General features: G+C 69.8%; 22 protein-coding genes. 16 read left to right on the forward strand and 6 right to left on the reverse strand.

Features of this window, described 5'->3' with window-relative positions; translation table 11 throughout:
• From ACFQRJ_RS00765 to ACFQRJ_RS00775, 3 genes are read left to right on the forward strand one after another with little or no spacing between them, the layout of a single operon-like run.
• Nucleotides 1-1,284, forward strand: coding sequence for an ABC transporter substrate-binding protein (locus ACFQRJ_RS00765; protein WP_377016009.1), 1,284 nt, complete (start codon nucleotides 1-3; stop codon nucleotides 1,282-1,284).
• A complete protein-coding gene (locus ACFQRJ_RS00770; RefSeq protein ID WP_377016011.1) occupies nucleotides 1,268-2,233 on the forward strand; it encodes a carbohydrate ABC transporter permease in 966 nt (321 codons plus the stop codon). Before ACFQRJ_RS00765 ends, ACFQRJ_RS00770 begins: the two co-directional genes overlap by 17 nt.
• Nucleotides 2,234-2,238: 5 nt before the next feature.
• Nucleotides 2,239-3,123: a carbohydrate ABC transporter permease gene (locus tag ACFQRJ_RS00775; protein ID WP_377016013.1), complete on the forward strand. Its 885-nt coding sequence runs from the start codon at nucleotides 2,239-2,241 to the stop codon at nucleotides 3,121-3,123.
• A gap of 33 nt (nucleotides 3,124-3,156) precedes the next feature.
• On the opposite strand, the gene ACFQRJ_RS00780 is transcribed toward ACFQRJ_RS00775, so the two are convergent.
• Complete coding sequence (locus tag ACFQRJ_RS00780) at nucleotides 3,157-3,666, reverse strand: MarR family winged helix-turn-helix transcriptional regulator (RefSeq protein ID WP_377016015.1); 510 nt, start codon at nucleotides 3,664-3,666, stop codon at nucleotides 3,157-3,159.
• A 254-nt stretch (nucleotides 3,667-3,920) separates the two neighbouring features.
• On the opposite strand from ACFQRJ_RS00780, the gene ACFQRJ_RS00785 reads away from it, so the two are divergent.
• The 3 genes from ACFQRJ_RS00785 to ACFQRJ_RS00795 all read left to right on the forward strand — a co-directional run bounded on the left by ACFQRJ_RS00785 (nucleotide 3,921) and on the right by ACFQRJ_RS00795 (nucleotide 6,391).
• Entirely contained in the window at nucleotides 3,921-4,766 is an 846-nt protein-coding gene (locus ACFQRJ_RS00785; RefSeq protein ID WP_377016017.1) for an EamA family transporter, read from the forward strand.
• Entirely contained in the window at nucleotides 4,763-5,473 is a 711-nt protein-coding gene (locus ACFQRJ_RS00790; protein ID WP_377016019.1) for an NAD(P)-dependent oxidoreductase, read from the forward strand. Before ACFQRJ_RS00785 ends, ACFQRJ_RS00790 begins: the two co-directional genes overlap by 4 nt.
• 156 nt (nucleotides 5,474-5,629) lie before the next feature.
• Nucleotides 5,630-6,391 (forward strand): CPBP family intramembrane glutamic endopeptidase, encoded by a 762-nt coding sequence (locus ACFQRJ_RS00795; RefSeq protein ID WP_377016021.1) that lies wholly within the window; start codon nucleotides 5,630-5,632, stop codon nucleotides 6,389-6,391.
• 30 nt (nucleotides 6,392-6,421) lie between these two features.
• On the opposite strand, the gene ACFQRJ_RS00800 is transcribed toward ACFQRJ_RS00795, so the two are convergent.
• Nucleotides 6,422-7,723 carry an alpha/beta hydrolase family protein gene (locus tag ACFQRJ_RS00800; RefSeq protein ID WP_377016023.1) on the reverse strand — a complete coding sequence of 434 codons (1,302 nt, stop codon included), beginning with the start codon at nucleotides 7,721-7,723 and terminating at the stop codon, nucleotides 6,422-6,424.
• A gap of 89 nt (nucleotides 7,724-7,812) precedes the next feature.
• Here ACFQRJ_RS00800 and ACFQRJ_RS00805 point away from each other — a divergent pair, with 89 nt between their 5' ends.
• Entirely contained in the window at nucleotides 7,813-8,451 is a 639-nt protein-coding gene (locus ACFQRJ_RS00805; protein WP_377016025.1) for a GNAT family N-acetyltransferase, read from the forward strand.
• A gap of 1 nt (nucleotide 8,452) precedes the next feature.
• Here the strand turns inward: ACFQRJ_RS00805 and ACFQRJ_RS00810 are convergent, their stop codons facing one another.
• Nucleotides 8,453-9,574, reverse strand: coding sequence for a Ku protein (locus tag ACFQRJ_RS00810; RefSeq protein WP_377016027.1), 1,122 nt, complete (start codon nucleotides 9,572-9,574; stop codon nucleotides 8,453-8,455).
• 189 nt (nucleotides 9,575-9,763) lie between these two features.
• Here ACFQRJ_RS00810 and ACFQRJ_RS00815 point away from each other — a divergent pair, with 189 nt between their 5' ends.
• The 4 genes from ACFQRJ_RS00815 (at nucleotide 9,764) to ACFQRJ_RS00830 (ending at nucleotide 14,168) form a co-directional block, all read left to right on the forward strand.
• Nucleotides 9,764-10,276 carry a DUF2975 domain-containing protein gene (locus tag ACFQRJ_RS00815; protein WP_377016029.1) on the forward strand — a complete coding sequence of 171 codons (513 nt, stop codon included), beginning with the start codon at nucleotides 9,764-9,766 and terminating at the stop codon, nucleotides 10,274-10,276.
• Complete coding sequence (locus ACFQRJ_RS00820; protein WP_377016031.1) at nucleotides 10,276-10,509, forward strand: helix-turn-helix domain-containing protein; 234 nt, start codon at nucleotides 10,276-10,278, stop codon at nucleotides 10,507-10,509. The genes ACFQRJ_RS00815 and ACFQRJ_RS00820 overlap by 1 nt, the downstream gene beginning before the upstream one ends.
• 59 nt (nucleotides 10,510-10,568) lie before the next feature.
• A complete protein-coding gene (locus ACFQRJ_RS00825) occupies nucleotides 10,569-13,292 on the forward strand; it encodes an ATP-dependent DNA ligase (protein WP_377016033.1) in 2,724 nt (907 codons plus the stop codon).
• 672 nt (nucleotides 13,293-13,964) lie between these two features.
• Nucleotides 13,965-14,168 (forward strand): cold-shock protein, encoded by a 204-nt coding sequence (locus ACFQRJ_RS00830; protein WP_377016035.1) that lies wholly within the window; start codon nucleotides 13,965-13,967, stop codon nucleotides 14,166-14,168.
• Nucleotides 14,169-14,287: 119 nt separating this feature from the next.
• Here ACFQRJ_RS00830 and ACFQRJ_RS00835 read toward each other — a convergent pair whose 3' ends face one another.
• Nucleotides 14,288-16,591 carry a family 78 glycoside hydrolase catalytic domain gene (locus tag ACFQRJ_RS00835; RefSeq protein WP_377016037.1) on the reverse strand — a complete coding sequence of 768 codons (2,304 nt, stop codon included), beginning with the start codon at nucleotides 16,589-16,591 and terminating at the stop codon, nucleotides 14,288-14,290.
• A 182-nt stretch (nucleotides 16,592-16,773) separates the two neighbouring features.
• On the opposite strand from ACFQRJ_RS00835, the gene ACFQRJ_RS00840 reads away from it, so the two are divergent.
• The 4 genes from ACFQRJ_RS00840 (at nucleotide 16,774) to ACFQRJ_RS00855 (ending at nucleotide 20,908) form a co-directional block, all read left to right on the forward strand.
• Nucleotides 16,774-17,511 carry a M50 family metallopeptidase gene (locus ACFQRJ_RS00840; RefSeq protein ID WP_377016039.1) on the forward strand — a complete coding sequence of 246 codons (738 nt, stop codon included), beginning with the start codon at nucleotides 16,774-16,776 and terminating at the stop codon, nucleotides 17,509-17,511.
• 285 nt (nucleotides 17,512-17,796) lie between these two features.
• Nucleotides 17,797-18,576 (forward strand): 23S ribosomal RNA methyltransferase Erm, encoded by a 780-nt coding sequence (gene erm / locus ACFQRJ_RS00845; RefSeq protein WP_377016041.1) that lies wholly within the window; start codon nucleotides 17,797-17,799, stop codon nucleotides 18,574-18,576.
• 93 nt (nucleotides 18,577-18,669) lie between these two features.
• The gene (locus ACFQRJ_RS00850; protein ID WP_377016043.1) at nucleotides 18,670-20,163 is read left to right on the forward strand and encodes a lipase maturation factor family protein; all 1,494 of its coding nucleotides are present in this window, start codon (nucleotides 18,670-18,672) and stop codon (nucleotides 20,161-20,163) included.
• Between the two features lie 127 nt (nucleotides 20,164-20,290).
• Complete coding sequence (locus ACFQRJ_RS00855; RefSeq protein WP_377016045.1) at nucleotides 20,291-20,908, forward strand: biotin transporter BioY; 618 nt, start codon at nucleotides 20,291-20,293, stop codon at nucleotides 20,906-20,908.
• A gap of 83 nt (nucleotides 20,909-20,991) precedes the next feature.
• On the opposite strand, the gene ACFQRJ_RS00860 is transcribed toward ACFQRJ_RS00855, so the two are convergent.
• Nucleotides 20,992-22,005 carry a YdcF family protein gene (locus ACFQRJ_RS00860; RefSeq protein WP_377016047.1) on the reverse strand — a complete coding sequence of 338 codons (1,014 nt, stop codon included), beginning with the start codon at nucleotides 22,003-22,005 and terminating at the stop codon, nucleotides 20,992-20,994.
• 88 nt (nucleotides 22,006-22,093) lie between these two features.
• On the opposite strand from ACFQRJ_RS00860, the gene ACFQRJ_RS00865 reads away from it, so the two are divergent.
• Nucleotides 22,094-22,594, forward strand: coding sequence for a DUF6328 family protein (locus ACFQRJ_RS00865; protein ID WP_377016049.1), 501 nt, complete (start codon nucleotides 22,094-22,096; stop codon nucleotides 22,592-22,594).
• 239 nt (nucleotides 22,595-22,833) lie between these two features.
• On the opposite strand, the gene ACFQRJ_RS00870 is transcribed toward ACFQRJ_RS00865, so the two are convergent.
• Nucleotides 22,834-24,270 carry a tagaturonate epimerase family protein gene (locus ACFQRJ_RS00870; RefSeq protein WP_377016051.1) on the reverse strand — a complete coding sequence of 479 codons (1,437 nt, stop codon included), beginning with the start codon at nucleotides 24,268-24,270 and terminating at the stop codon, nucleotides 22,834-22,836.
• Nucleotides 24,271-24,320 lie beyond the last annotated feature (50 nt).

Genomic DNA, 24,320 nt, shown 5'->3' on the forward strand with positions numbered 1-24,320 from the left:
GTGAACAGAATCCGACCCGGTCGGCGCCAGATCCTGGCGGTCGCCGGCATCTCCATGGCCGGTGCGCTCGCCGCCTGCGGCGGCGGCGACACCGGTACGCAGCACCTGCGGCTGTCGTCCTGGAACATTCCCACCGATCTGGAGACGTACCAGAGCATCGCCGACCGCTTCGTCGCGGACCATCCGGGCACCTCGGTGGCGGTGGAGGTGACCACCGGTGCCTTCCACCAGTGGTTCATCACGCGCCTGGCCGCAGATCTGGCCCCGGACATCATCCGGATCACCCCGCAGCAGATCGGCCGGTACGCCGCCAACGGCAGCCTGGTCGATCTCTCCGGTGCGATCCCGGCCGACTACCGCGAGGACTGGTCGGACCCGTTCTGGGCCATCGGGGAGCGGGAGAACGGCATCTTCGGGATCTTCCAGCACACCGACAACTTCATCACCTTCTATGACCGGGACGTCATGGACCAGATCGGCGTGCAGCCCCCGACCGCACTGGAGGACGCCTGGAACTGGGACGAGTTCCTCGAGATCGCGGCCGAGGTGAAGCAGGTGACCGGCAGCTATGCCTTCGGCTACGGCTGGAGCGGATCGGAGACGGCGTACCGCTGGATGCCGCTGATCTATCAGAACGGCGGTGCCTTCCTCGGAGAGGACGGGCTCACCCCGTCCATGGACACCGAGGAAGCCATCGGCGCCCTCGAGTTCGGCAGGCGCTGGTACGCCGACGGGCTCGTCAGCCCCAGCAACATGAGCAAATCCGGGGGTGGGCCGGTCGCCCACGACCTCTTCAGCACCGGGCAGATCGGCATGGTGCTCACCAACCCGGAGGCCATCGCCCCCTTCGACGAGGCGAAACCGGGCCAGTGGGGGACCGCCCCGATGATCAGGAACGTCGGGGAGGCCTCGGACCTCGGCGGCAACGCGCTCGCCGTGACGCGGTCCTCGAAGAACCCGGAGCTCGCCGCCGAGCTGGTGGCGTACATGACCAGCCGGGAGAACATCCGCGAGTTCTGCCACGAAGGCAACTGGATCCCCTCGCGGACCTCACTGGATGCGGCCTCGATCGACTACGCCGACCACTCCGAGGTCATGCAGCGGTTCATCGACCAGGGCACCACCATCCCGCTGTCCATGGTCAAGGCGCAGTCCGGAGAGTTCTTCAGCTCTCTGAACACCGTGTTCGCCGACTACCTGGACCTGTGTCTGCTCGGCGAGCTCACGCCGCAGGAGACCTCCGCACAGATGATGGAGGCGATGCGCAGTGTCACATCCCGCTGACTCCACGATCGACACCGCGGTCGAACCGTCTGCCGTGACCGCCCCCGGGCCTGCGGCGGAGCGGCCCCGGCCCGACCGGGGCCGCCGGCGGGGCCGCCTGGCCCCCTATGTGTTCGTCGGCCCGGCGGCGCTGCTGTTCGCCGCCTTCTCGTTGATCCCGATCATCATCGCGATCACGTTGAGCTTCCAGGACACCCAGACCCTCGGCGATGGCGAATGGGTCGGCGTGGACAACTTCGCCCAGATGGGTTCGGACGCCCTGTTCCGCACAGCCCTGGTGAACACCGTGATCTTCACCGTCGGCACCGTGCCCACGGCGATGATCATCGGACTGGCGCTCGCCATCGCGCTGAATCGGCCGCTCGTCGGCAGGGGAGTGCTGCGCGCGATGTTCTTCGTGCCGATGGTCGCGGCCGGAGTGGTCGTGGGCGTCGTGATGTCGTGGATCTTCAACACCGATTACGGCGTCGCCAACAACTTCCTGGAGCTGCTGGGCCTGGGCAGGATGCCCTGGCTGACCTCACCCAGCATGGCCATGTTCACGCTGATCATCGTGGTGGTGTGGACCCGTATCGGGTTCTGCATGGTGATCTACCTCGGTGCGCTGCAGTCCATCCCCCGAGAGGTCAAGGAGGCAGCCTCGATCGACGGCGCGGGCAAGTGGGCGCGGCTGCGATCGGTCACGATCCCGATGCTCACGCCGACCACGTCGATCCTGCTGATCCTCAACGTCGTGTTCTCCCTGCAGGCCTTCGACATCATCTACGTGATGACCGGGGGAGGGCCCGGCTTCTCCACCACCGTGCTGATTCAGTACGTGTTCCGTTCTGCGTTCCAGGACGCCCGGATGGGCTACGCCGCGGCGCTGGGCCTCGTCCTGGTCGCGATCCTGCTGATCTTCACGCTGCTGCGCCAGCGAGCCACCAAGCGAGCGGAGAGCTTCCTATGAGCACGATGACCACGCCGAGACCCCGTGCCGTCTCGCCGGGGGAGGGTGACCGGTCCGGGCTGAGGAGCACCCGCCCGCGGCGGCACTGGCTGCTGTTCGCAGCCCTCGCGATCCTCGCCGCGCTCATGGTCTTCCCGCTGTACTGGATGGTGGTCTCCGCACTGACCCCGGGGGGCCAGTCCCAGAGCGCCGAGTTCTACCTCTGGCCCGATCAACCCACACTGTCGAACTACACCGAGGTGTTCTCGACCCAGCCGGTGTGGAGGTGGATCGGCAACTCCCTGCTGATCTCGTGCGTGACCACGGCGCTCTCGGTCGTCGTCTCGCTGGGGGCCGGGTATGCCCTGGCCAAGTTCCGCTTCACCGGCAAGGGAATCCTCTATGCCGCGTTCATGGTGACCATCATGATCCCGATCCAGGTCACGCTCGTGCCGTCCTTCCTGGTCGTCGCCCGGCTGGGACTGGTCGACTCGCCGTGGGCGGTCATCCTGCCCACCGCCTTCGACGTGGTCGGGATCTTCATCGCCCGCCAGTTCATGCTCGGTGTGCCCGACGCTCTGATCGAGGCGGCCAGGGTCGATGGTGCCGGGGAGTTCCGGGCGTTCTTCTCCGTCGTGCTGCCGACCTCGGGGCCGCTGGTAGGTGTGCTGGTGATCCTCGCGTTCATGACCCGCTGGAACGACTTCCTGTGGCCGATGGTCGTGCTGCAGGGCAACGAGAGCTTCACGGTCCCGGTGGCGCTGTCGACCCTGACGAACAATCCGGCCTTCGCCTCGCCGTGGGGAGCGGTGATGGCGGTCGCGACCATCACGGTGCTGCCGATCCTGGCGGTGTTCCTCGTCTTCCAGCGGCAGTTCGTCCAGGGGATCTCGAGCACCGGGATCAAATGACCGCGGCGCCCACGCTGCCGTCGGCACGGCCGCTCACCGGTGATCGTGCGAGGCGTCGCCGGATCGTTGCAGGAAGGTGGCCAGCAACGAGGCGAGCTGTTCCTGCTCGGCCGGCGAGAGGCCTCGGTCCAGCAGCTCCTGCTCGGTGCGGAGGTGATCGACGACCACCTCATCCACGGTCGACAGCCCGGCCGCGGTCAGAGACACGAGCACCCGTCGGCGGCTGCTGGGGTCCATCGTGCGCTCCAGCATTCCTTTGTCCTCCAGGCGCTGGAGACGATTGGTCATCGCGGCACCGGTGACCATGCTCGACGCCGCAAGTTCGCCGGGTGTGAGCGTGTACGGTGCACCGGCCCGACGCAGCGTGGCGAGCGTATCGAACTCGCCGTTGTTCAGACCGTGCTGGCGAAAGTTCGCGTGCAGCGGACCCGAGACGAGCTCCTGGACACGCGAGATCCGGCCGAAGACGCCCATCGGCCTGACATCGAGGTCGGGTCGCTCGCACTGCCACTGAGCCAGGAAGTCGCTCACTCGATCGTCCACGTCCATCGCCTCCTGAGGTGAGAACTCCGCATCGGCCACCGTCCGAGAAGGACCGGGACCGTAATGTTTCGACGTCCAACTGTTTGACGCCAGGGTAGTGCGCATCTACAGTCGTAAGCGTGAAACAGTTAGACGTCGAAACGACCGGGGCTCCCGGCGCTCGGCCCGCTCCGGCCCCCTCGCCGCAGAACCAGGCCGAAGCCGGCGCCCCGAGCGGACGGCCGAGGACCAGCTCCTCCTCCCCGTCTCCCGCCATGACCTCCCTGCTGACAGCGATCGCACCGATCACGTGGGGCACCACCTACGTCGTCACCACGGAACTGCTGCCGCCCGGCCACCCCGTGTGGTCGGGCGTGCTGCGAGCTCTCCCGGCGGGCCTGGTCGCGCTCGCCATCGGCCGGGCGCTTCCCGGAGGCAGGTGGTGGTGGCGCGCGCTCGTGCTCGGCACACTCAACATCGGAGCGTTCTTCCCGCTGCTGTTCCTGGCCGCCTACCTCCTGCCGGGAGGGGTGGCAGGGGTCTTCGGCGCCACGGGGCCGCTGCTGGTCGCGGTTCTCGCGGCGCTGGTGCTCGGCGAGCGGCTGTCGGCGAAGCGGGTGGTCTGGGGCGTCCTCGCTGTCATCGGAGTCGCCGGTATGGTGCTCGGACCCGAGGATGCACTGAACCCCCTGGGCGTCCTGGCCGCCGCCGGCGGCGCCGGCTCGATGGCGCTGGGCACCGTGCTGAGCAAGCGGTGGAGCCCGCCCGTCGGCCCCGTCGCGTTCGCCGGCTGGCAGCTCACTGCGGGTGGCGTGCTCATGGTGCCGCTCGCACTGGCCACGGAGGGATCCCCACCGTCTCTCGACGGGTCCGTCCTGCTCGGATATTTCTGGCTCGCTCTCGTAGGCGGACTGCTCGCTTACGTGCTGTGGTTCCGCGGACTCGGGCGCATGCCCGCCGGTGTCGCTGCGTTCCTGCCGGTGCTGTCGCCGCTGGTGGCCGCACTCATCGGACTCGCCGTCGGTGAGCGATTCACGGCGCTCCAAGTGCTGGGCTTCGCTCTGGCACTCGTCGCCGTCGTAGCGGCACAGCATCCCGGCCGGCGGGACGGCGTGGCATGAGGATCCTCGTCATCGGAGGAACCGGGGCGGCTGGTTCGCGGATCGCCGCCGAGGCGCGGCGTCGCGGACATGTGGTCACTGTCGCCTCTCGCAACCCTGCTGTCGAACGCGAACGTGTCGCGCTGGGCGATCGCCGTGACCCCTTCGACGCCGGGTCCCCCCGTGCAGGGCACGCGCCGACGGGGAGCGTGCGTGTCGACGCCGCGGATCCCGAGGCGGTCGCGGCGTACGCGGTCGAGGCCGACGTGCTCCTCTCCGCCACCCGCCCCGCGATCGGCACGGAGGAGGACGTCTCCGCCGTGACCCGAGCGCTGGCCTTCGCCGCGGCAGCCGCAGATACTCGCCTGCTGGTCGTCGGTGGTGCCGCCCCTCTGCGGTCCCCCGCAACCGGGCAGACGGTCCTGGACGATCCGCAGTGGGTGCCGACAGCGATTCGTCCGTTCGCGGCGGCCAGCACGCGTCAGCTCGCGATCCTTCGCGAGGCACCGGCAGAGGTCGCGTGGACCTACCTCGCTCCTGCCGCTGACTTCGCCCCCCGCGAGGCCCGGGGCACGTATCGCCACGACGCAGGAAGCAGGAGCGTGCCGGACCTCGTGATCGGGGCCGATGGGACGTCGAGGATCTCGATGGAGGATTTCGCGCTCGCCGCGTGCGACGAGGCCGAGCATGCCCGTGTGCGGCGAGGTGTGATCGCGGTCGGCTGGTGACGGCTCATGCCCCGCGGAGACACAATCCCTCGCCTCGTTGCGCCGGGGGCGCAGGCGGCGACTGAGCAGGGCTCGACCTCTCGGCCGCGTAGTGGAGGACGAAACTCAGGGGATATCCCGGCGGCTGCACCGTGAGCGAGCGGTGACGCTGGGGGCGTGAGAGCTTCCACGCGACCCGGTGCCCTCGGACTCTGCATTTCCTTGGAGGTGCTGCGCTTCCTCGTCATCCTCGCAGCTCTGGCGATCGCGCCGTTGTTCGGGATCACCGGCTGGTACATGGGCCTGTTCGCCAACGTCCTGTGCGTGGTCTACGCGATCGTGATCGTCAGCGTGCTGGGCCTGTGGCGCGACCAGGGCGTGCTACGGCTGTGGCGGTCGCCGTGGGCGGCGCTGTGGCTGTTGCCATTCGTGGTCGAGGCACTGATCTGGCTGGTCCACCCCGGCGGCTTCTCGATGCAGCCGCCGGGCATTCTCCTGTGGTCGCTCACTCGGCTGTTCGTGGGCGTCAACGAGGAGCTCGTCAATCGCGTCGCCGTCCTCGGCACTCTGCGACGGGCCTTCTCACCAGTGCCCTCCGCGGTGCTCTCCGGCGCGCTGTTCGGGCTGGCGCACCTCTCGCTGCTGGTGACCACGCCGGGGCGCGCCACTGATGACGTACTGCTGAACGTGCTGGCCTCTGCCACGTACGGCTTCGCGCTCGCCGCGTCCCAGCTGCGGTTCCGCTGGTTGCTCCCTCTGGTGTTCATCCATGCCACGGCGGACATGACGGTGATCATGACCGGCGGGCAGGTCCCGCTGTGGACGGACATCGCTATCCACGGCGGCTTCGTGGTGCTCGGAGTGCTCTTGCTGCGGTCTCCCGGGCATGGGGTCGATCCGGCTCCCGACGCCGCCGCGGCCAATGCCGGGCAGCGCTGACACGTACTCAGGCGGGGAGTGCCTTGGGATTCACCGTGTCTCCACGCCCACCTCGGGCCAGGCATCCGACGGCCCATCCAGCAGAGGCGCCGCCTCATCCTTCAGGGTGCGGTCGAAGAAGGCCCGGCTCCACGTGGTCACGAGCGCCGCGCCGCGTTCGGGGTCGATGGGCCCGGCCAGTCCTCGCCACCGGAACAGCGGCGACCACAAGGGCAGGTCGGACCAGTTGAGGTGGTGGAAGTCGTTGAGCGTGAGGTACCACGCCGGGCCGGTCGAGTTCGCGAACAGGCCGCGCTGAGCTGTCACGGTCTGTCGGATCTCCGCCTCCGGCCAGCCGCCGGCACGGTCGCGCTCGCGCCGCATCGACGACGCCTCCCGCGTCATGACCATCAGCGGCTGCTCGATGCCGTCGGTGGCGACGGGAGCCGTCTGGCCGGCGTCGGCCTCCAGGCAGGCGCGGAAGCGGGTGTCCTGGCGGCAGGTCTCCGGGGCCGTGTATCCGCCCAGTGACAACCCGAACACCCCGGCTCGGTCCGTCGCCAGGTGGCCGGCCAGGGGGCCGTCGCCCGCATCGAGTGCCTCCGCCCGATCGAGGGCGAACCGCGCGTCCCGGGCGAGGAAGGGCACGATGCCGCCGGGCAGCTCCTCACCGTTGACCACCGGTGCGGGGTCATCCTCCGTCACGGACTCCGGCATCAGCGGGCCCAGCTCGTCCCGGGAGATGGCCGTGACGGCATCGCCGCTCGGCAGAATCGTGCGGGCGGCGGTGCCGGGCTGATCGAGGCTGATCACCACGTAGCCGTGGGAGGCGAGGTCCTCGAACCAGGCCTGCGCCTCGCCACGGAAGCTCTGGAAACCGGAGAGATGGATCAGGACGGGGAATCGCCCGTCGGCTGCCGACGCATCCGGGTGCGCATGGGTCGTGGCACCGGGAACGCGGGTCAGAAGCGCAGCGGGCACGCCGAGGACGTCAGCGAGCCCGACCGCGGTTCCGCGATTCATGTACGGCGCTGTGGGAGCATCCGGTGCCGGTCGAGCCGGATACCAGATCTGGGCGATGACGGACCGGTGGTCGTCGGGATCACTGGTGAACGGTTCGGGCCGGGAGGAGTCACTCCACGTGCGGGTCGTGGTCCCGACGTCATAGGGACCGGTGGGCTCGGGCAGCCGGGGCCGCGGCGCTACGGCGATGACGGCGACGCTCGCGAGAAGTCCTGCCGCGATGACCGCCGCCAGCGCGCCGCCCAGTGCTCGCCGGCGCGACGGCCGACCCGTCAGCGCGTCGCGGTGTTCGAGATGGTCCGACGGGGATCCAGTGCTGGGTGCTGGCATGCGTCCAGGCTGGGGCGGACCCGACCGGATGGCCAGGGGGATGTCCCCCGAGTTCGTCGGGGGACGGCCCTGGGCGAGAGGATGGGTCCGTGAACTCGCAGCATCCATCCCCGAAGGACCGCTCCCACCAGGGGCATCCGTCGTCTCCGCGTCGCCTGCTATCCCGTGACGATCGGTCGCAGCGCACCGATCGTCTCCTCCTCGACGTCCCCACCATGGAGGACATCGAGCCCCTGCATGAGATCTACGCGGACCCGCGCGTGTGGACGCACTTCCCCTCCCTGCGCCATACGGAACCGTCCACGACGGGCGCGATGCTGGGTCGCTGGATCACAGCGTGGGAAAGCGACGGCCTTGGTCCGTGGATGGTGCGGGAGGCGGAGAGCCGCACCTTCCTCGGGCACGCCGGCTGCCGCCTGCTGGGCGCGCCTGCCGCGGGTGCCTTCTGGAACCTCGGCTATCGCTTCGCGCCGGAGGCCCATGGACATGGGTACGCCACGGAGGTATCGCGGGCAGCGCTGGAGGCGGCGAGGGCGCATCGCCCCGAGATCCCGGTGGTGGCATACCTGCTCGAGCACAACACGGCCTCGCGCCGGGTGGCCGAGAACGTCGGCCTCACGCTGCGCCATCGTGCGCCGGACGCCGGGAACCCGGATCCGGACGCTATCCGCCTCGTGCTGGCCGACCGCGAGCTGACGGCGGCACAGCTCGCCGAGACCCTGCGCTGAGTCAGGAAGCCTTCTTCTTCGAACTCTTCGACGAGCCCTTGGAGCCGGAACTCTTGGAGCCGGAGCTCTTCGATGTGGACTTCTTGGACGTCGAGCTCGAGTCCGACTTCTTCGAGCTGGAGCTGGAGCTGTTAGATCCGGACTTCCTGCTGCCGGAACTCTTGGATCCCGAACTCTTGCTGCTCGAGCTCTTGTCCCCAGAGCTCTTGCTCCCAGAGCTCTTGCTGCTCGAGCGCTTCCGGCCCCGGCTGGAGGAGCCCTTGCTCTCGTCGGAGTCGGCGCCGTCCTTATCGTCTCCGGCCTCATCACCCGAGTCCTCGCCGGCCGTCCCGCCGCCGCGTCGCTTCTGCACGCTGCGCTCCAGAGCGTCCATGAGGGAGAGGACCTTCCCGTCCTCCTTCTCCTCCTGCTGCGCGCGCTCCTCACCGAAGGTCTCGTCAGTATCGACGGTGTCGCCCTCCTCGAGCTTGGCGTCCACCAGCTCCTGCAGCTGAGCCTGGTACTCGTCGGTGAACTGCTCGGGCTCGAAGTCGCCGCTGAACTGCTCGACCAACGCGGCGGACATCGTCTTCTCCTTCTTGCTGACCTTCGACTTCGAGGGGCCGAAATCCGCCTCGCGCAGGTCCTCCGGCCAGCGCAGCGTCTGCAGCACCAGCAGGTCATCGCGAATACGCAGCACTCCCAGGCGCGTCCGGGTGCGCAGCGTGAACGTCACCACCGCGGTGCGCTCGGTGTCCTCGAGCGTGCTGTGCAGCAGCACGTAGGCCTTCGATGAGCGGCCGACGGGCTCGAGGAAGTAGGAGGTGCCCAGCAGGATGGGATCGATCTGCTCGTCGGGCACGAACTGGACCACGTCGATCTCGTCGTTGTCCTCGGCCGGCAGGGAATCCAGCTCCTCGTCGGTGAGGATCACGGTCTTGTCGCCGTCGTCGTAGGCCTTCTCGATGTGGTCGTAGTCGATCTCGCGGCCGCACACCTCGCACACCCGCTTGTAGCGGATCCGGCCGTGGTCCTCATCGTGAACCTGGTGCAGGGAGACGTCGTGCGACCGGGTCGCTCCATACAGCTTCACCGGCACGTTCACGAGCCCGAACGTGATCTCACCGCTCCATATCGCGCGCATACTCCATCACACCACGACGTCGGCGCACCGGACCAGTGACGGTCGGTAGGTCGGCCGAGGCCATCAGTCCTCCGCCCGGGGCGTCTGCCTCGCCCAGCGGCTGCTTGCCGCTGCCTGCTGCCCGACGATCGCTTGCCAGGCCCATCGATAAACGATAGATTGTTGCCGTCGTCCGATAAGGGAGGTGTCATGGGCACGATCAGCGTCCAGGTCCTACGGGTCATCATCTGGCTCGCGCTCGCCGGAGCGCTCGCGGTCCAGTTCGTCATCGTGCCGCTGCTGTGGCGGGACATGACCGGATCGGGGGTCTCCGCGCTCACGGCGACGCTCCTGACCGGGATCGCCGTGCTGGCCGTGCTCGCGCTGCAGGTCGTAGGCGTGAGCATCCTGCGGCTGCTGACACTGGTGCGCCGCGGCCGGGTCTTCTCCCGCCGCTCGTTCCGCTACGTCGACCTCATCATCGGCGCCATCGCCGTCGAGGCACTCTTCCCGTTCGCGATCGCGGTGATCGCCGCCGTCGCCAACCGCACCACGCCCGGGGACGAGGTGGCTCCCGGCCTCGTGGGCCTCCTGTGCGGCGCGTCCCTGGTGATCGCCGGGGTCGCGCTGGTGGTCTACGTCCAGCGCCAGCTGCTGGCCCAGGCCACCGAGACCCTCGCCAGGGCGCGGAATCTGCAGTCCGAGCTCGACGAGGTCATCTGATGGCGATCGTCGTCGACATCGACGTGATGCTCGCGCGCCGCAAGATGTCCGTCGGGCACCTCGCCGAGCGCATCGGCATCACCCCCGCCAATCTCGCCGTGCTCAAGAACGGCCGCGCCAAGGCGGTGCGCTTCTCCACGCTGGAGGCGCTGTGCGAGGTGCTTCAGTGCCAGCCCGGGGATCTGCTGCGATGGGAGCCCGGGCCCGAGGAGCCGGCCGACGCGGACTCGTGAGCGGGCAGTTCGCCGGGGATCTTCGTGACGGATCGCATGACCTGCGGCACAGTGTCCCCATGGCTACCGGAGAACAGCGGGTCGAGGTCGAGGGGCGCGAGCTGCGCCTGTCCAATCTCGACAAGGTCTTCTATCCCTCCACGGGCACCACCAAGGGCGAGGTGATCGACTACTACCGGCGCGTCGCCCCGGTGCTGATCCCGCAGGCCACGCGGCGTCCGGCGACCCGCAAGCGATGGGTCGACGGGGTCGGCACCGAGGACGATCCCGGCAAGGTCTTCTTCCGCAAGGACCTGGAGGACTTCGCGCCCGACTGGATGCCGCGGGCGGATATCGAGCACAGCGACGGGCCCTCGACCTACCCCTTGGTCGACGAGACCGCGGTGCTGGTCTGGCTCGCCCAGCTGGCCGCCCTGGAGATCCACACCCCGCAGTGGCGCTTCGACGACGACCTCGAACCGGCAAACCCCGACCGCCTGGTGCTCGACCTCGATCCCGGCAAGGGCGCGGAGCTGGCCGACTGCGCGCGGGTGGCCCAGTGGTGCCGCGAGATCCTCACCGACATGGGCCTGGACGCCTTCCCGGTCACCTCCGGGTCCAAGGGCATCCACCTGTACGCGCCCCTGGATGGCGCCAGCACCTCCGAGGAGGTCTCCGACGTCGCCCACCAGCTGGCCCGCGCCCTGGAGGCGGATCATCCCGACCACGTCGTCAGCGACATGAAGAAGTCCCTGCGCGAGGGCAAGGTGCTGGTGGACTGGTCCCAGAACAACGGCAAGAAGACCACCGTGTGCCCCTACTCCCTGCGCGGGCGACTGCGGCCGACGGTCGCCGCGCCGCGCACCTGGGAGGAGATCGAGGACCCGGACCTCGACCACCTCGAGTTCGAGGAGGTGCTCGAGCGCGTCGAGGACGGCCTCGACCCGATCGCCCCGCTGGGCTACGGCGAGGACGCCGGCGACGACGGGTCCGGCGAGGACGACTCCCCGTCGGCCGATCGCGCCCGGGACCGGCTGGAGGTCTACCGCTCCAAGCGGGACCCGGACAAGACGCCCGAGCCCGTGCCCGAGGCGAGTCCGGGCGCCTCCGAGGATGCCCAGGACGCTCTGGATGCCGACGAGCCGATGTTCGTCATCCAGGAGCATCACGCCTCCCGCCTGCACTGGGACTTCCGTCTTCAGCACGAGGGCGTGCTGGTCTCCTGGGCGGTGCCCAAGGGTCCGCCGCTCGAGGTCGACGTGAACCGTCTCGCCGTCCAGACGGAGGACCACCCCCTGGAGTACGGCACCTTCGAGGGCACGATCCCGAAGGACGAGTACGGCGGGGGAGAGGTCACGATCTGGGATGCCGGCACCATCGAGATCGAGAAGTGGCGCGAGGGCAAGGAGGTCATCGCGATCTGCCACGGCCGTGAGGACGGTGGTCTCGGCGGGGTGCCCCGGCGCTACGCGTTCATCCAGACCGGCGGCATGGGCGGGAAGAAGAAGACGCCGGCCGCGAAGGAGGAGGCCGACTCCAACTGGCTGCTGCATCTGATGAAGGACCAGCCCGACGAGGACGACGCGGCGGGCTCGAAGCGAGCGTCCACGAGCAAGGGCAAGGACAAGGGCAAGAGCACCGACAAGCCCGGGAGCAAGAGCAAGAGCAAGAGCAAGAACAAGGACGATCGCGAGAGCACGAGCACGAGCACGAGCACGAGCACGAGTAAGGGTAAGCGCACGAGGAAGGCCGAGGAGGGCGACGCGGCCAAGGGCTCGTCGACGAAGGGTGCCTCCCGGGGCCGCTCCTCGACCGTGACGGAGATGAGCGAGCCGATCTCGCCCATGCTCGCCACCCTGGGAAGCCGCGACGACATCCGCGACGAGGACGAGTGGGCCTTCGAGATGAAGTGGGACGGCGTCCGCGTGATCGCCACCGTCACCGAGGACGCCGTGCGCCTGACCAGCCGCAACGGGCACGACACGACCGATGCCTTCCCCGAGCTCCAGGAGCTGCGCGGGGTCGTCGACCCCGATGTCCTCGCCGCGGGCGAGACCGTCTTCGACGGCGAGATCGTGGCCCTGGACGCCCAGGACCGCCCCTCCTTCTCCCGCCTGCAGCAGCGGCTCGGGCTCACGCGCGAACGGGACGTCGAACGCGCCCGGCAGGAGGTCGAGGCCCACGTGATGCTGTTCGACCTGCTGGTGCGCGGCGGCGAATCCCTGCTGCGTGCCCCGTACCGCGAGCGCCGCGACGCGCTGTACGAGGTCGCCGAACCCGCCGAGCACGTCCAGCTGCCCCACGCCGACCACGGCGACGTGGACCACGCGATCCAGCTGTCCAAGCAGCTGCAGCTCGAAGGCGTGATGGCGAAGAAGGAGGACGGCACCTACCGGGCCGGAAAACGCAGCCGCACCTGGATCAAGATCAAGAACGAGCGCCACCAGGAGGTGGTCGTCATCGGCTGGCGGGAGGGGAAAGGGGCCCGCTCGGGCACCATCGGATCGCTGCTGATCGCCGTGCCGGACGCCGACGGCGAGCTGAGCTACGCCGGGCGCGTCGGCACCGGTTTCACCGAACGCGATCTCGAGAAGGCCGCCGGCACACTCCGCTCCCGCACCCGCAAGACTCCACCCGCGGACGACGTGCCCGCGGCGGACAGCCGCGACGTCCAGTGGGTGCGCGCGGATCTCGTCGGCGAGGTGCAGTACACCGAGCGGACCGGGGACGGCCGGCTGCGCCACCCCGTCTGGCGAGGGTTCCGGCCCGACAAGGACGCCGACGAGGTGCGCTGGGAGGAGTGAGACCCAGCGCCGCGTTCCCGCCTGACCAGGGGGTCCAGGTGTCCTCCGTCCGATGGATCACACGCGTGCACGAGCATCCCCGTCCATGCCGTAGGCTCAATGCAGTTGTTCGCACGATCCCGCCTCACGGCGGGGGAAGCACGCGCCGCACCTCCGGGTCGCGGAGATCGGGTGCTCCGGGAGCGGATGATCGCACGGCGCGTGACGTCTCGTTCTCGAGGCGGACCGACGACGGTCGCGTCGCACTATCTACGAAATTGGTACTTCATCACCTCCTCCGCACTTTCCCCGCACGTCGACGTCCCCACGTCACCCCTCACGTCCGCGCCGACGGCCGCCTCCGCGACCGTTGCAGCGCACCCCACCCTCTCCTGGCTCCGAGCCGATCACGACACCCATGTCGCCACGCTCGCCGGAGAGTACGCCGGCCACGTCGTCAGCAGCGCTGACGCGCCGGTCCACACGGCCTACGGGCCCCAGTTCGGCCGCATCGGCGACTTTCTGTCGCTGGCCGCGGCTCAGGCGGCCCTGGAGGCCGCACCTGCACCCCGCACGGGCAGCGCCGACCGCATCGGTCGGCGCGACGCCCGGGGTGCCACCCATCCGCGGCGGCGCCGTCGCCACGGATACACGGGTCACGAACGTGGCTCACGACAACGAAGGAATATCGCCATGGCTACTGGCATCGTCACCTGGTTCAACTCCGACAAGGGCTACGGGTTCATCGCCCCCGAGGACGGCTCCGCCGATGTGTTCGCGCACTTCAGCGCGATCGCCGGCACCGGCCGCCGCGACCTCGAGGAGAACCAGCGAGTGGAGTTCGAGACCGAGCAGGGCCCCAAGGGCATGCAGGCAGTGAACATCCGCTCCATCTGAGCGCTCCGGCCGGTCACTGACCGGCCCTGACGACCGGCGGGTCCGCCTCGCGGATCTCGGTCACGACCACGACGCCCGTCGGGTCCGGCACATGCCGGCACCGGCGGGCGTCGTCCGTGTCACGGTGCCGGGCGCCCGATGGTATGCCGACCGGCCTCGAGGACCTGCTCGATCCCTGGCAGCACCACTCGGGCGCGGGTCCCGGCGGGCACGGTCACGGTCACCGTCGCGGCCTCGCGATCCACCTCCACCGCGATCTCGCCATGGCGGGTGCGGCGGGTCAGTGCGATGCGGCCGACGGGGACATCGGGATCGGGGGCGACCAGGAACTCCCGCCAGCCATCGCGCCCGCGCCGCAGCCCGGCCACGTGCTCGTGGATCCAGGTCACCGGCGTGCCCATGAAGTAGTGCGAGCACGAGCGCGGGTTCTCCCACATCTCCATGAAGGTCGAGTTGCCCGCCTCCAGCCAGGCTCGCCATCCCGGCGCGGTCGGGGCGCACAGCACTCGATATGCCAGGTCACCGTGCCCGTGTGCGGAGAGTACCGGCAGCAGATACCGCACCCCGATGTGTCCGCAGTCGTGATGGCCCCCGCGCGCCTCGATGTCCGCGACCAGGCCCGCCACCACGTGCTGTACGTGCTCCTCGGGCACGATCCCGAAGGCCAGGGGCAGCAGATTGCTGGTCTGGTGGTATTCGCTCGAGCTCGGATCGCGGTAGATGCCATGAGCAGTGTCGAGGAAGGCCGCGTTGACCGCGGCCTCGAGCTGTGCGGCATGCCGGCGCAGACGATCGGGCGTGTGCAGTGTGCCGGCCGCCGCACCCTCGTCCCCGGTTGCCCCGCTGCCGTCGGCGGCGCGCGCGAGCTCGAGGGCGTGGGCGAGGGACCGCAGTGCCCTCGCGACGAACAGGGTCGCCGTCAGCCGCTTGTCCTCCGGTGCCGGACCGGAACTGCCGGGCGTGAGGTAGTCACCGAGCACACCGGAGATGAGACCGTCCTCGTCGCGGCGTGAGAGCTCGTAGTCCAGATACGCCGCGGCCGCCTGCCCGTGCTCGCGCACCGCCTCCGTGTCCCCGTACTCGACGGCCAGCTCTTCGAGCAGCACGGGCAGCAGTGTGGTCCACTCCGGGGCGGGGGAGAGCTCCTCGTAGCCCCATCCGGGGGTCGGCGCGATCACGGCCAGCGACCCGTCGGCGCGTTGCGTGTCTGCCTGGTCTCTGGCCCATTTCCGCAGCATCCGATGCATGTCGAAGCTCGTGACCATCGCCGCCAGGGAGGTCAGTGCGTCCCCGGTCCACCCGTTCTTCTCGTGCATCGGGGTGTCGGTGGGCACATGGTGCATGTTGTTGGCCAGCGAGGCCCTCATCGCCGTATCGAACCGCTCCAGGTAGGTGTCGGAGGAGCTCAGCGTGCTGGCGGGGGCGAGGTCCGCGTGGGCGAGCACGCCGGTGACTTCGAGACCGCCGAGGTCACCGCGAAGCGGCTCCAGCTGGACGAACCGGAATCCCTTGTAGCTGTGCTGTGGCTCGAAAGACCGGGCGAAGGCCGGTTCCAGGCGCACCCGGTCCTCCTGGAACCGGTCGGTGTAGATGTGCTCGTTGTCGTCGTCGACCGTGCCGTCATCGCGCAGCTTCTCTCCGTGCCGGGCCACGAACTCGACCGGTTCCGCGTCGAGGCCCACCTCAGCTGCGAGCTGGTACCGGCTCCAGCCGGCGAGCACGCGGCCCATGTCCAGGACGATGCGCTCGGGGCTCGAGGAGACCACGGCCGGGGTGAACTCGCCCTGGACGACCACCGGCTCCTGCTCCTGGACCTGCAGGAGCGGAGCCGGCGCGGCCGTCCCGATCCGGGAACCCGTGCCGGGCGAATCCACGAGCACCGGGTGCCACGCGGAATCGTCGTAGTCCGGCAGCCGCCACGCCTCGGGCGCCTCCTCGGGGGCGAACGTCTCGCCCTCGTACATCGAGTCCTCGACGATGGGCCCCGGCCGGGTCCGCCACCCCTCGTCGGTGGCGATGGAGCGGGAGCTGCCGTCGGCGAGCCCGATCTCCAGATGCGCCCAGGCCCGCACCGGACCGCGCCAGGGCGCCTGCTCCCAGCGCCAGACGTTCGGCGTGCGCATCCCGTGGAAGCCGCGCCCGAGCTCGATGCCCAGCGCGTTGGGGCCCGCTGCCAGCAGCGTGGTGACATCGAGGTCACACACCTGCACCCGGCGTCGCGGGTCCGTCAGGCCCGGATCCAGGCGGGCCCCGGAGGTCGGAGCACCGTTGAGATAGGCACGGAACGTACCGAGCCCCGTGACCAGCAGACGGGCAGAGACCGGCGGCGCGGGCAGGTCGAACACGGTACGGAGCAGAGGATTCTGCGGATCCTCGCCCGGTGCCGTGATCCAGCGGGCGAGAGCGGGGTCGAGATCCGGCATCGCGGGGGCCACCTGGTTCCTGGGATGGGCGCCGATCGGTCGGCGTCGACGGATCGGCACAGTGTGCCATGGTGCCGCGCGGACGGGGCGGCAGAAGTCCCCCGACGGTCCCGACGCGGCCGCTGCTGAGGCCGAACTCCGGCTCCCAGGTACCCCCTCGGCGCGACTGGCACCATGGCCGGATGGATCTGCAGAACCTTGCCGGTGAGATCTGGGAGCGCGTCGCCCCCGGCACGGCACCCGAGCCGGGCTGGTGGATCATGCTCTCCCTCGCCGCGGCGCTCGCCGCCGTGGTGCTGCCGCCCGTGTGGCGCCTCGCGCGGCTCGCAGTGACCATCGTCCACGAGCTCGGCCATGCCGCCATCGGCATCCTCGCCGGCCGCCGCTTCACCGGCTTCGTCGTCAGCGCCGACATGTCCGGCCATGCCGTGACCGTCGGCCCCCGTCGCGGCCTGGGCCGACTCGCCTCGACCTGGGCCGGCTATCCGGCCCCCGCGATCCTCGGGACGCTGCTGATCCAGATCGCTCTGCACGGATGGGCCCGCACCGCCCTGTTCGCCGCTTTCGTGGTGCTGGTCCTCTCGCTCGTGTTCACCCGCTCAGGCCACACGCTGCTGGCGGTGCTCGTCACGGCCGCCGGCGTCGGTGCCGCCTGGTGGTGGGGCGGCGCGGCGCTGAATGCCCTGATCACCCTCGCCGCAGGCGCGTTCCTGCTGATCGGCGCGTGGCGCCACCTGGGCGCCGTGATGAGCTCAGGCGGCCGTTCGGATGACCCGGCCCAGCTCGCCCAGCTCTCGCCGCTGCCGGCCTGGCTGTGGAACCTCACGTTCGTCCTCGTGCTGGCCGCCGCCACCTGGTGGGCCTGGACGGCGGTGTCCCCGCATCTGTCCGTGCCGTCATTGCCCGGCCTGACCGGATAGCGGACGGCCGCAGATCACCGCGCTGCCGCGGATCACGGCCGCGACCGTGGCGAGCCGAGTGCGGTCCGGGGTGCCCTTGCGCAGGGACCGCCGACCAGAAATTCCGTTGCTCCCACCCGCACTCGTTCGTACCGTCGTCTTCATGAGTGCCTCGATATTCGTTCGGATCCGCCGCCGCTGACGGCGCGGATCCCGACTACCCTCTGACGATTCCGCGCCGCCCCCGGTCCACCGCCGGGCGGCGCTTCATGCTGCCCGGCTCCTGCCTTTCCCCGAGGAGCCACCGTGCATCGTCACCATCCCGGAGCCCATGAACTGGGTCAGAACTTCCTGCGCGACCGCCGTGTCATCGGCCGCATCGTCGAGCTCGTCGCCGCCACCGACGGCGCCATCGTCGAGTGGGGCGCCGGCGACGGCGCCCTGACCCTGCCGCTGTCCCGTCTGGGCCGACCGCTCGAGGCGGTCGAGATCGACGAGCGCGCCGTACACGCGCTGTCCCGGCGAGTCCCGGCACACGTCACGGTCCGGTGCGGCGACATCCTGCGCCATGCCCCGCCGGCGGGGTCCACGCTCGTGGCCAACCTGCCGTACCACCTCACCACTCCCGCCCTGCGGCATCTGTTCCGCGCCGGCGGCTGGAGCGACGCCCTGCTCATCACGCAATGGGAGGTCGCGCGCAAGCGCGCCGGCGTGGGCGGGGTGACCATGATGACCGCGCAGTGGTGGCCGTGGTTCGAGGTCTCCCTGGACCGCCGGATCCCCGCGACAGCCTTCAGGCCCCGGCCCAGCGTCGACTCCGGCCTGCTGATCATCCGCCGTCGGCGGGAGCCGCTCGTCCCGGCTGCGGACCGTCGGGCATACCACCGGCTGGTACGGGACGTCTTCACCGGGCCCGGCCGCGGGATCGAACAGATCCTTCGCCGCAGCGGGGGACTGACCGCCCGGCAGGCCCGTACCTTCTGCGACCGCTTCGGCTATCACCCTCGCGCCCTTCCCCGGGACGTGGACCCCGCCGACTGGGCCGAGGCCTTCGCGCTGTCCGGGCCGGAGCGGCGCCGAGGCTGACCCGGCACCGTGGAACCGGTCGGACGGGTCAGCTGACGTCGGCCGCCGACCGGGGCACAATCAAAGAGCATCCGAGACCCGGAGGTGAGCACCGTGGAGTGGACGAACTGGCTGGCACTGCTGGACGGGCACGACTACACGATCGCCCGCGAGGTCATCCTGCGCGGCGTCGCCGCCGTGTTCGTGCTCGCCTTCCTCTCCACCCTGAACCAGTTCCCGGCGCTGCTGGGGGAGCGGGGCCTGCTGCCCGTGCCGGAGTATCTCGAGCGGGCCGGCGCGCGTCACGCGCCGAGCCTGTTCCACTGGCGGCGCACCCCCTACAGCGACCGGCTGCTGCGGATCATGTGCGTGGTGGGCATCGTGCTGGGCCTGTCCGTCGTGCTCGGCATCGCCCAGCTGGGGCCGGCGTGGACCACGATCCCGGTGTTCCTGATCATGTGGGGTCTCTACCTCTCGATCCACTCCGTCGGCCAGACGTTCTACAGCTTCGGCTGGGAGTCGATGCTGCTGGAGTGCGGCTTCATCGTCGGTTTCCTGGGCTCGCACGAGGTCGCGCCGCCGCTGCTGATCCTGTGGTTCCTGCGCTGGATGCTGATCCGGCTCGAGTTCGGTGCCGGGATGATCAAGATGCGCGGGGATCAGTCCTGGCGCGATCTGACCGCGATGGACCATCACCACCAGACCCAGCCGATGCCCAACCCGCTCAGTCGCCGGGCGCATCTGACACCCCACTGGTGGCACCGCCTCGAGGTACTGGGCAGCCACGCGATCCAGCTGGGCGTGATCTGGCTGGTGCTCCTGCCCCAGCCCATCGCCTCGATCGCGGCCGTCCTGGTCATCCTCAGCCAGCTGTTCCTGGTGGTCACCGGCAACTATGCCTGGCTGAACTGGCTGACGATCATCGTCGCCTTCTCGGCGATCAGCGATTCCTTCCTGCGCTGGATCGTCGGCGGCCCCTGGCCGGGCTGGGGCTGGCAGAACCTCCCGATCGGGCCCGACGGCACGACGGGCACGGAAGGCGGCGAGGCCTCGCCGCTGTGGTGGCACCTCCTGATCATCGCCGTGTTCGCGTTCCTCGCCGTGCTGAGCTGGAAGCCGCTGAAGAACCTCTTCTCCCGGTACCAGCTGATGAACGCCAGCTTCAACCGCTTCCATCTGGTCAACGCCTACGGCGCCTTCGGCTCCATGACCGAGCGCCGCTTCGAAGTGGTCATCGAGGGCACCCTGGCCGAGGATCCGGAATCGGCCGACGACGAGGCCTGGCGGCCCTACGAGTTCAAGGGCAAGCCCGGCGACGTGCGACGGCGCTCGCGCCAGTTCGCGCCGTATCACCTGCGCTTGGACTGGCAGATGTGGTTCCTCGCGCTGCGCCCCGGCGCCCAGGCCTGGTTCGTGGCGCTGCTGGAGAAGCTGCGCGAGGGTGACCCCGCGATCCGCCGGCTGCTGCGCACCGACCCTTTCAACGGCGCCGCACCGACCGCCCTGCGCGTGAAGTACTACGAGTACCGCTACGCCACCGCCGCCGAACGGCGGGAGACGGGGAACTGGTGGACCCGCACCGAACTCGGCGTCATCGCGCGACTGTGATCACGCCACGCGAACCGCGCGGGCGAGGGATCCGCGGCGTACTGCGGGCAGGTGAGCGTGAGAAGTCGGTGAGTCCCCGCGTGTTCTAGGCTGTCCTCTTCCGCCGACCATCACCCTGAGGAGCCCGATGTCCGCGATCGCCGTCCCGGCCCGCCGTCCCGTCCTGGCCGATGCCCTGACCCCGCACCGCACCCGCCTGCGCGATGCCGTCCTGGTCCTGGCGGGAACCGCCGTGGTCGCACTCCTCGCGCAGGTCACGATCCCGCTGCCCCTGGTCCCGATCACAGGGCAGACCCTCGGGGTGATCCTCGTCGGTGCCGCCCTGGGCTCCCGCCGCGGCGCGGCCGCGATGCTCACCTACCTGCTCGCCGGCCTCGCCGGAGCCCCGATCTTCGCGGAGTTCACCGGCGGCCCCGCCGCGGTGCTCTCGCCCAGCTTCGGGTTCATCCTGGGCTTCGTGCCCGCGGCCTTCGTGGCCGGCTGGTTCGCCGAGCGCGCCTGGGACCGCAGGCCGCTCGGGGCCATGGCCGGCTTCATCGCCGCCAGCGCCGTCCCGTTCCTGATCGGCGTGCCCTACCTGGCGATGATCCTCAACGCCGTGATGGGTGCGGAGCTCGGCCTCGGTGGCATCCTGGCCGCGGGAGTGTGGCCGTTCATCCCCGGCGGCGTGGTCAAGGCGCTGCTCGCCGCCCTGCTGATCCCCGCCGCGTGGCGGGGCGTGCGCGCCCTGGACGAGCGCGGCTGAGCGACTGTCGGGTCCGACCAGTTGCCGTGAGGGAGCGTTCGGCCCGCCGCAGGGCTTCGGCCCGCAGCGGGACCGTGCTCTCCTCAGGGCGCCAGGAAAGCTGCTCTGACCAGTAGGGCCACGAACGCCAGAGACGGGAGCAGCAGCACCGCGTTCCACACCTTGTGGTACGACATCACTGCGATGAACTCGCGCAGGGTGGCGCTGGGTACGTAGTAGAAGGCAGTGCGCCCGCCGACGGCTTCATCGGCGAAGCCCAGCCGTCGCGCCAGCAGGGCGGCGCGGAAGGCGTGGTACCGAGAGGTCGCGACGATGTACGGCCCCTGGTGGCCGGCCTCGTCGAGGATCCGGTGGGAGAGGATCACGTTCTCCTCGGTGGTGCGGGATTCGGTCTCGGCGTGCACCCGATCGGCGGGGATCCCGGCCTCGTCGATCAGGTATTCGGCCATCGCCTCGCCCTCCGGGCGCAGCTCGTCCTCGCCCTTGCCGCCGGAGGGAACCAGCAACGGATCGAGACCCGCCGCCAGCAGCCGGTCCCGCTCGGCGACCGCACGATCAAGGCGTCCCCGCAGCAGCTTGCTGACCTTCCCGTTGATCAACCCCGAGCCGTGGATGATGATGCCCGTGGTGCTGAGCTGGCGGGGGAAGAGCTGATAGGGGACCGAGGCGCACAGGAAAACCAGGAACGCGATGCCCACGTGCAGCGAGACCAGGGCCAACAGGGCGCCGGCGCCGATCGCGAGCGGCGCCATCGTCAGCACCAGGGCGGCCGCGATCCAGGGAGCGGCGAGCAGAGCAGCCCCGGCCAGACCCGACAGCAGGTTGCCCAGCGAGCGCCCCTCCTTGCGCACCATCGTCAGCCCGTTGGCGACCATGAACACGCCGAGGGCGAGCACGCCCAGCAGCGAGACGATCCCCACGGCGAGGGCGAACAGATTGCCCAGAGGCAGCGTGGAGACGAGCTGAGTCACCAGCGAGACGCTCGCGTTCAGGGCGATCAGCAGCAGCACACCATTGCGCACCCGCCGACGGTCCTGCCGGAACACCAGCAGGTACACCGCCCACCACAACGCCGTCCAGATCAACGATCCCAGCACCACCGTCTCCTTCCGACGCTCGTACCCTCATCCTGGCACCTACCGCTCGGCCTCGCGCTCCATGACCACCGTCCCTACACTGACGGCCATGCGCGCGGAGCAGGAGTCATCCGAGGTCGGCTGGGGATACAGCCGTGACGAGACCGAGGCCCAGAAGCTCGATCGGAACTGGAACGAGCTGCTCCAGGAGATCCGCGTGCTCCAGACGGGGTCGCAGATCCTCGCCGCCTTCCTTATCGTGCTGCCCTTCCAGTCCCGCTTCGACCAGCTCGACCAGTTCCAGATCTACCTGTACCTCGGACTGCTGCTGCTGGCGCTGGTGATCGTCGCCCTGCTGCTCACCCCGGTCGGGATCCACCGGCGCCTGTTCCGCCAGCGCGTCAAGGACGAGATGGTGCGCATCGCCAACCGGCTGCTGATGGCGGCGATCGTGCTGCTGGCGCTGTTGCTGACGGGCGTCGCCGTGTTCGTCGTCGACGTGGTCCTGGGCCGCGTGGAGGCCGCCGTCATCGGGGCGCTGCTGGCGACGCTGCTGGTCATCCTGCTGGTCGTGGTGCCGTGGACGATGCCCAAGCGGTCGATCTCCTGACCTGCGTGGCCTGACCCGCGCAGCCCACCCTGCGCGGTGCACAGCGTGGGGGCCGGTCCTGCTCGACGGCACGGCGCCGCGGGCCGGTGGCAAAAAGGTGTAGCTGAGCGGCCCGCGACCCCTGTGAGGGGAGGGCGCGTGCCGCTCAGCTACAAGTTCGTGCCACCCTCCCTCAGCAGCCAGCAGCCAGCAGCCAGCAGCCAGCAGCCAGCAGCCAGCAGCCGGCCGGTGGCTCGGGGTCAGCGTCCGGCGGTTCCCGCGGCGAACGGGGCGAGGTGCCTGCCGATGTGCTCGGCGACGATGTCGGTGTGCTGCTCCTGGTGCGCGGTGACCACCTCGAGGAAGCGGTCGTGGATCGAGGCGCCGGCGGCGTCGGTCCCGTTCAGCGAGTCGCCGTAGCCGACGTGGAGGATCTGGCGGGCGTCGTCCGAGCGGATCAGCTCCACGAGGTCCACGCCGTCCAGCGAGGTCGGGGTGCGGTCCTCCTGGGCGGAGACCTGGTAGCTCGCGCGGGCCTTGACGTAGGAGGCGCGGGAGATGTCCCAGATCGCCGCGAACAGCTCCGGATCGTGCGCGGCGACGATCTCGAGTCCGCACAGGTAGCTGGTGCCCGAGGTCTTCAGGTGCACGTGTCCGTCGGTGGCCTCGACGCACAGCGGGTAGATCGAGAACTTGTCCGAGCCCGAGTGCAGCGAGATCTTGTAGCCGCCGAACTGCTCGGAGATCGCGTGGTGGGCCTCGAGGTTGGTGCGCAGTTCCTCGGTGTCGCCCAGGAAGTCCAGCCCCTTCTCGAAGCCGTCGACGTAGCGCGGGGCGAAGCTGAACCATGAGGCCCCCAGGCGCTTCAGCTCCGAGGCCAGGTAGTAGTGCTCGAAGAACGTGGTCAGCCACGCGGTCTCGTCGACGGCGAACTCGATCTCGATCTCGTGCTGGGCGTTCTCGGTGGCGTGGCGGTACAGGCGGATCGCCTCCACCACCGCGCGGCCGTACTTCACCGCGGCCGTCAGCACGTCCTCCTCGGTGACCTCGATCTGGGAGTGGCCGACGTCCACGGTCATCCCGACGTACCGCGTCCTCACGGCGGCCAGGGAGTCCTCGAGCTGGTCCCAGGGGAGGGCGGCGGCGTCGGCCTCGCTGACGCCGCCGGTCACGTCGGCGACGAGGTCGCCCGGATCGAGGGTGAACATCGTGAAGCCGGCTGCGAGCCCGCGGTCGATGCCGTCGGTGCTCTTGATGTGGTCGCAGTCGGCCCCGAAGCCGCGGTCCCAGCCGGCCTCGAGCAGTCCGAAGACCGCTTCGTCCATGACGGACTGGGCGCTGCGGCCCAGGCGGTCCATCTCGCGGATCGACTGCTGGGCGAGCACGGGCATCACGTCTCCGCCGACGGCACCGAAGGCGCGCGCCTGGCCCGGCGTCGCCAGGCCGGTGCGGTCGCCGGTTCCCACGGAGGTGCGATGCCCGGAGATCAGCTGCGGGCGAAGCACGGGGAATGCGGCCTGCAGGGCCTTCGCGTTGGTGGTGGACAGCGGGCCGGTCAGCTCGTGCACGTCCCCGGCGGCCGTGGTCTCGCCCTCGAAGGGGGCGAGGGCGTCCGAGGAGCGAGCTGTCAGGTGCAGGTGGCGGGCAGATCCGTCGTAGCGGATGCCGGCCTCGAGGGAATCGGTGCGCAGGGTCATGGGTGTCTCCGATCGAGCACGGGTCGAGGGTGGGCGAGGTCTGCCGAGGC

This window comes from Brachybacterium sp. GCM10030252, assembly GCF_042666535.1.
In the GTDB taxonomy this organism is placed as follows: domain Bacteria; phylum Actinomycetota; class Actinomycetes; order Actinomycetales; family Dermabacteraceae; genus Brachybacterium.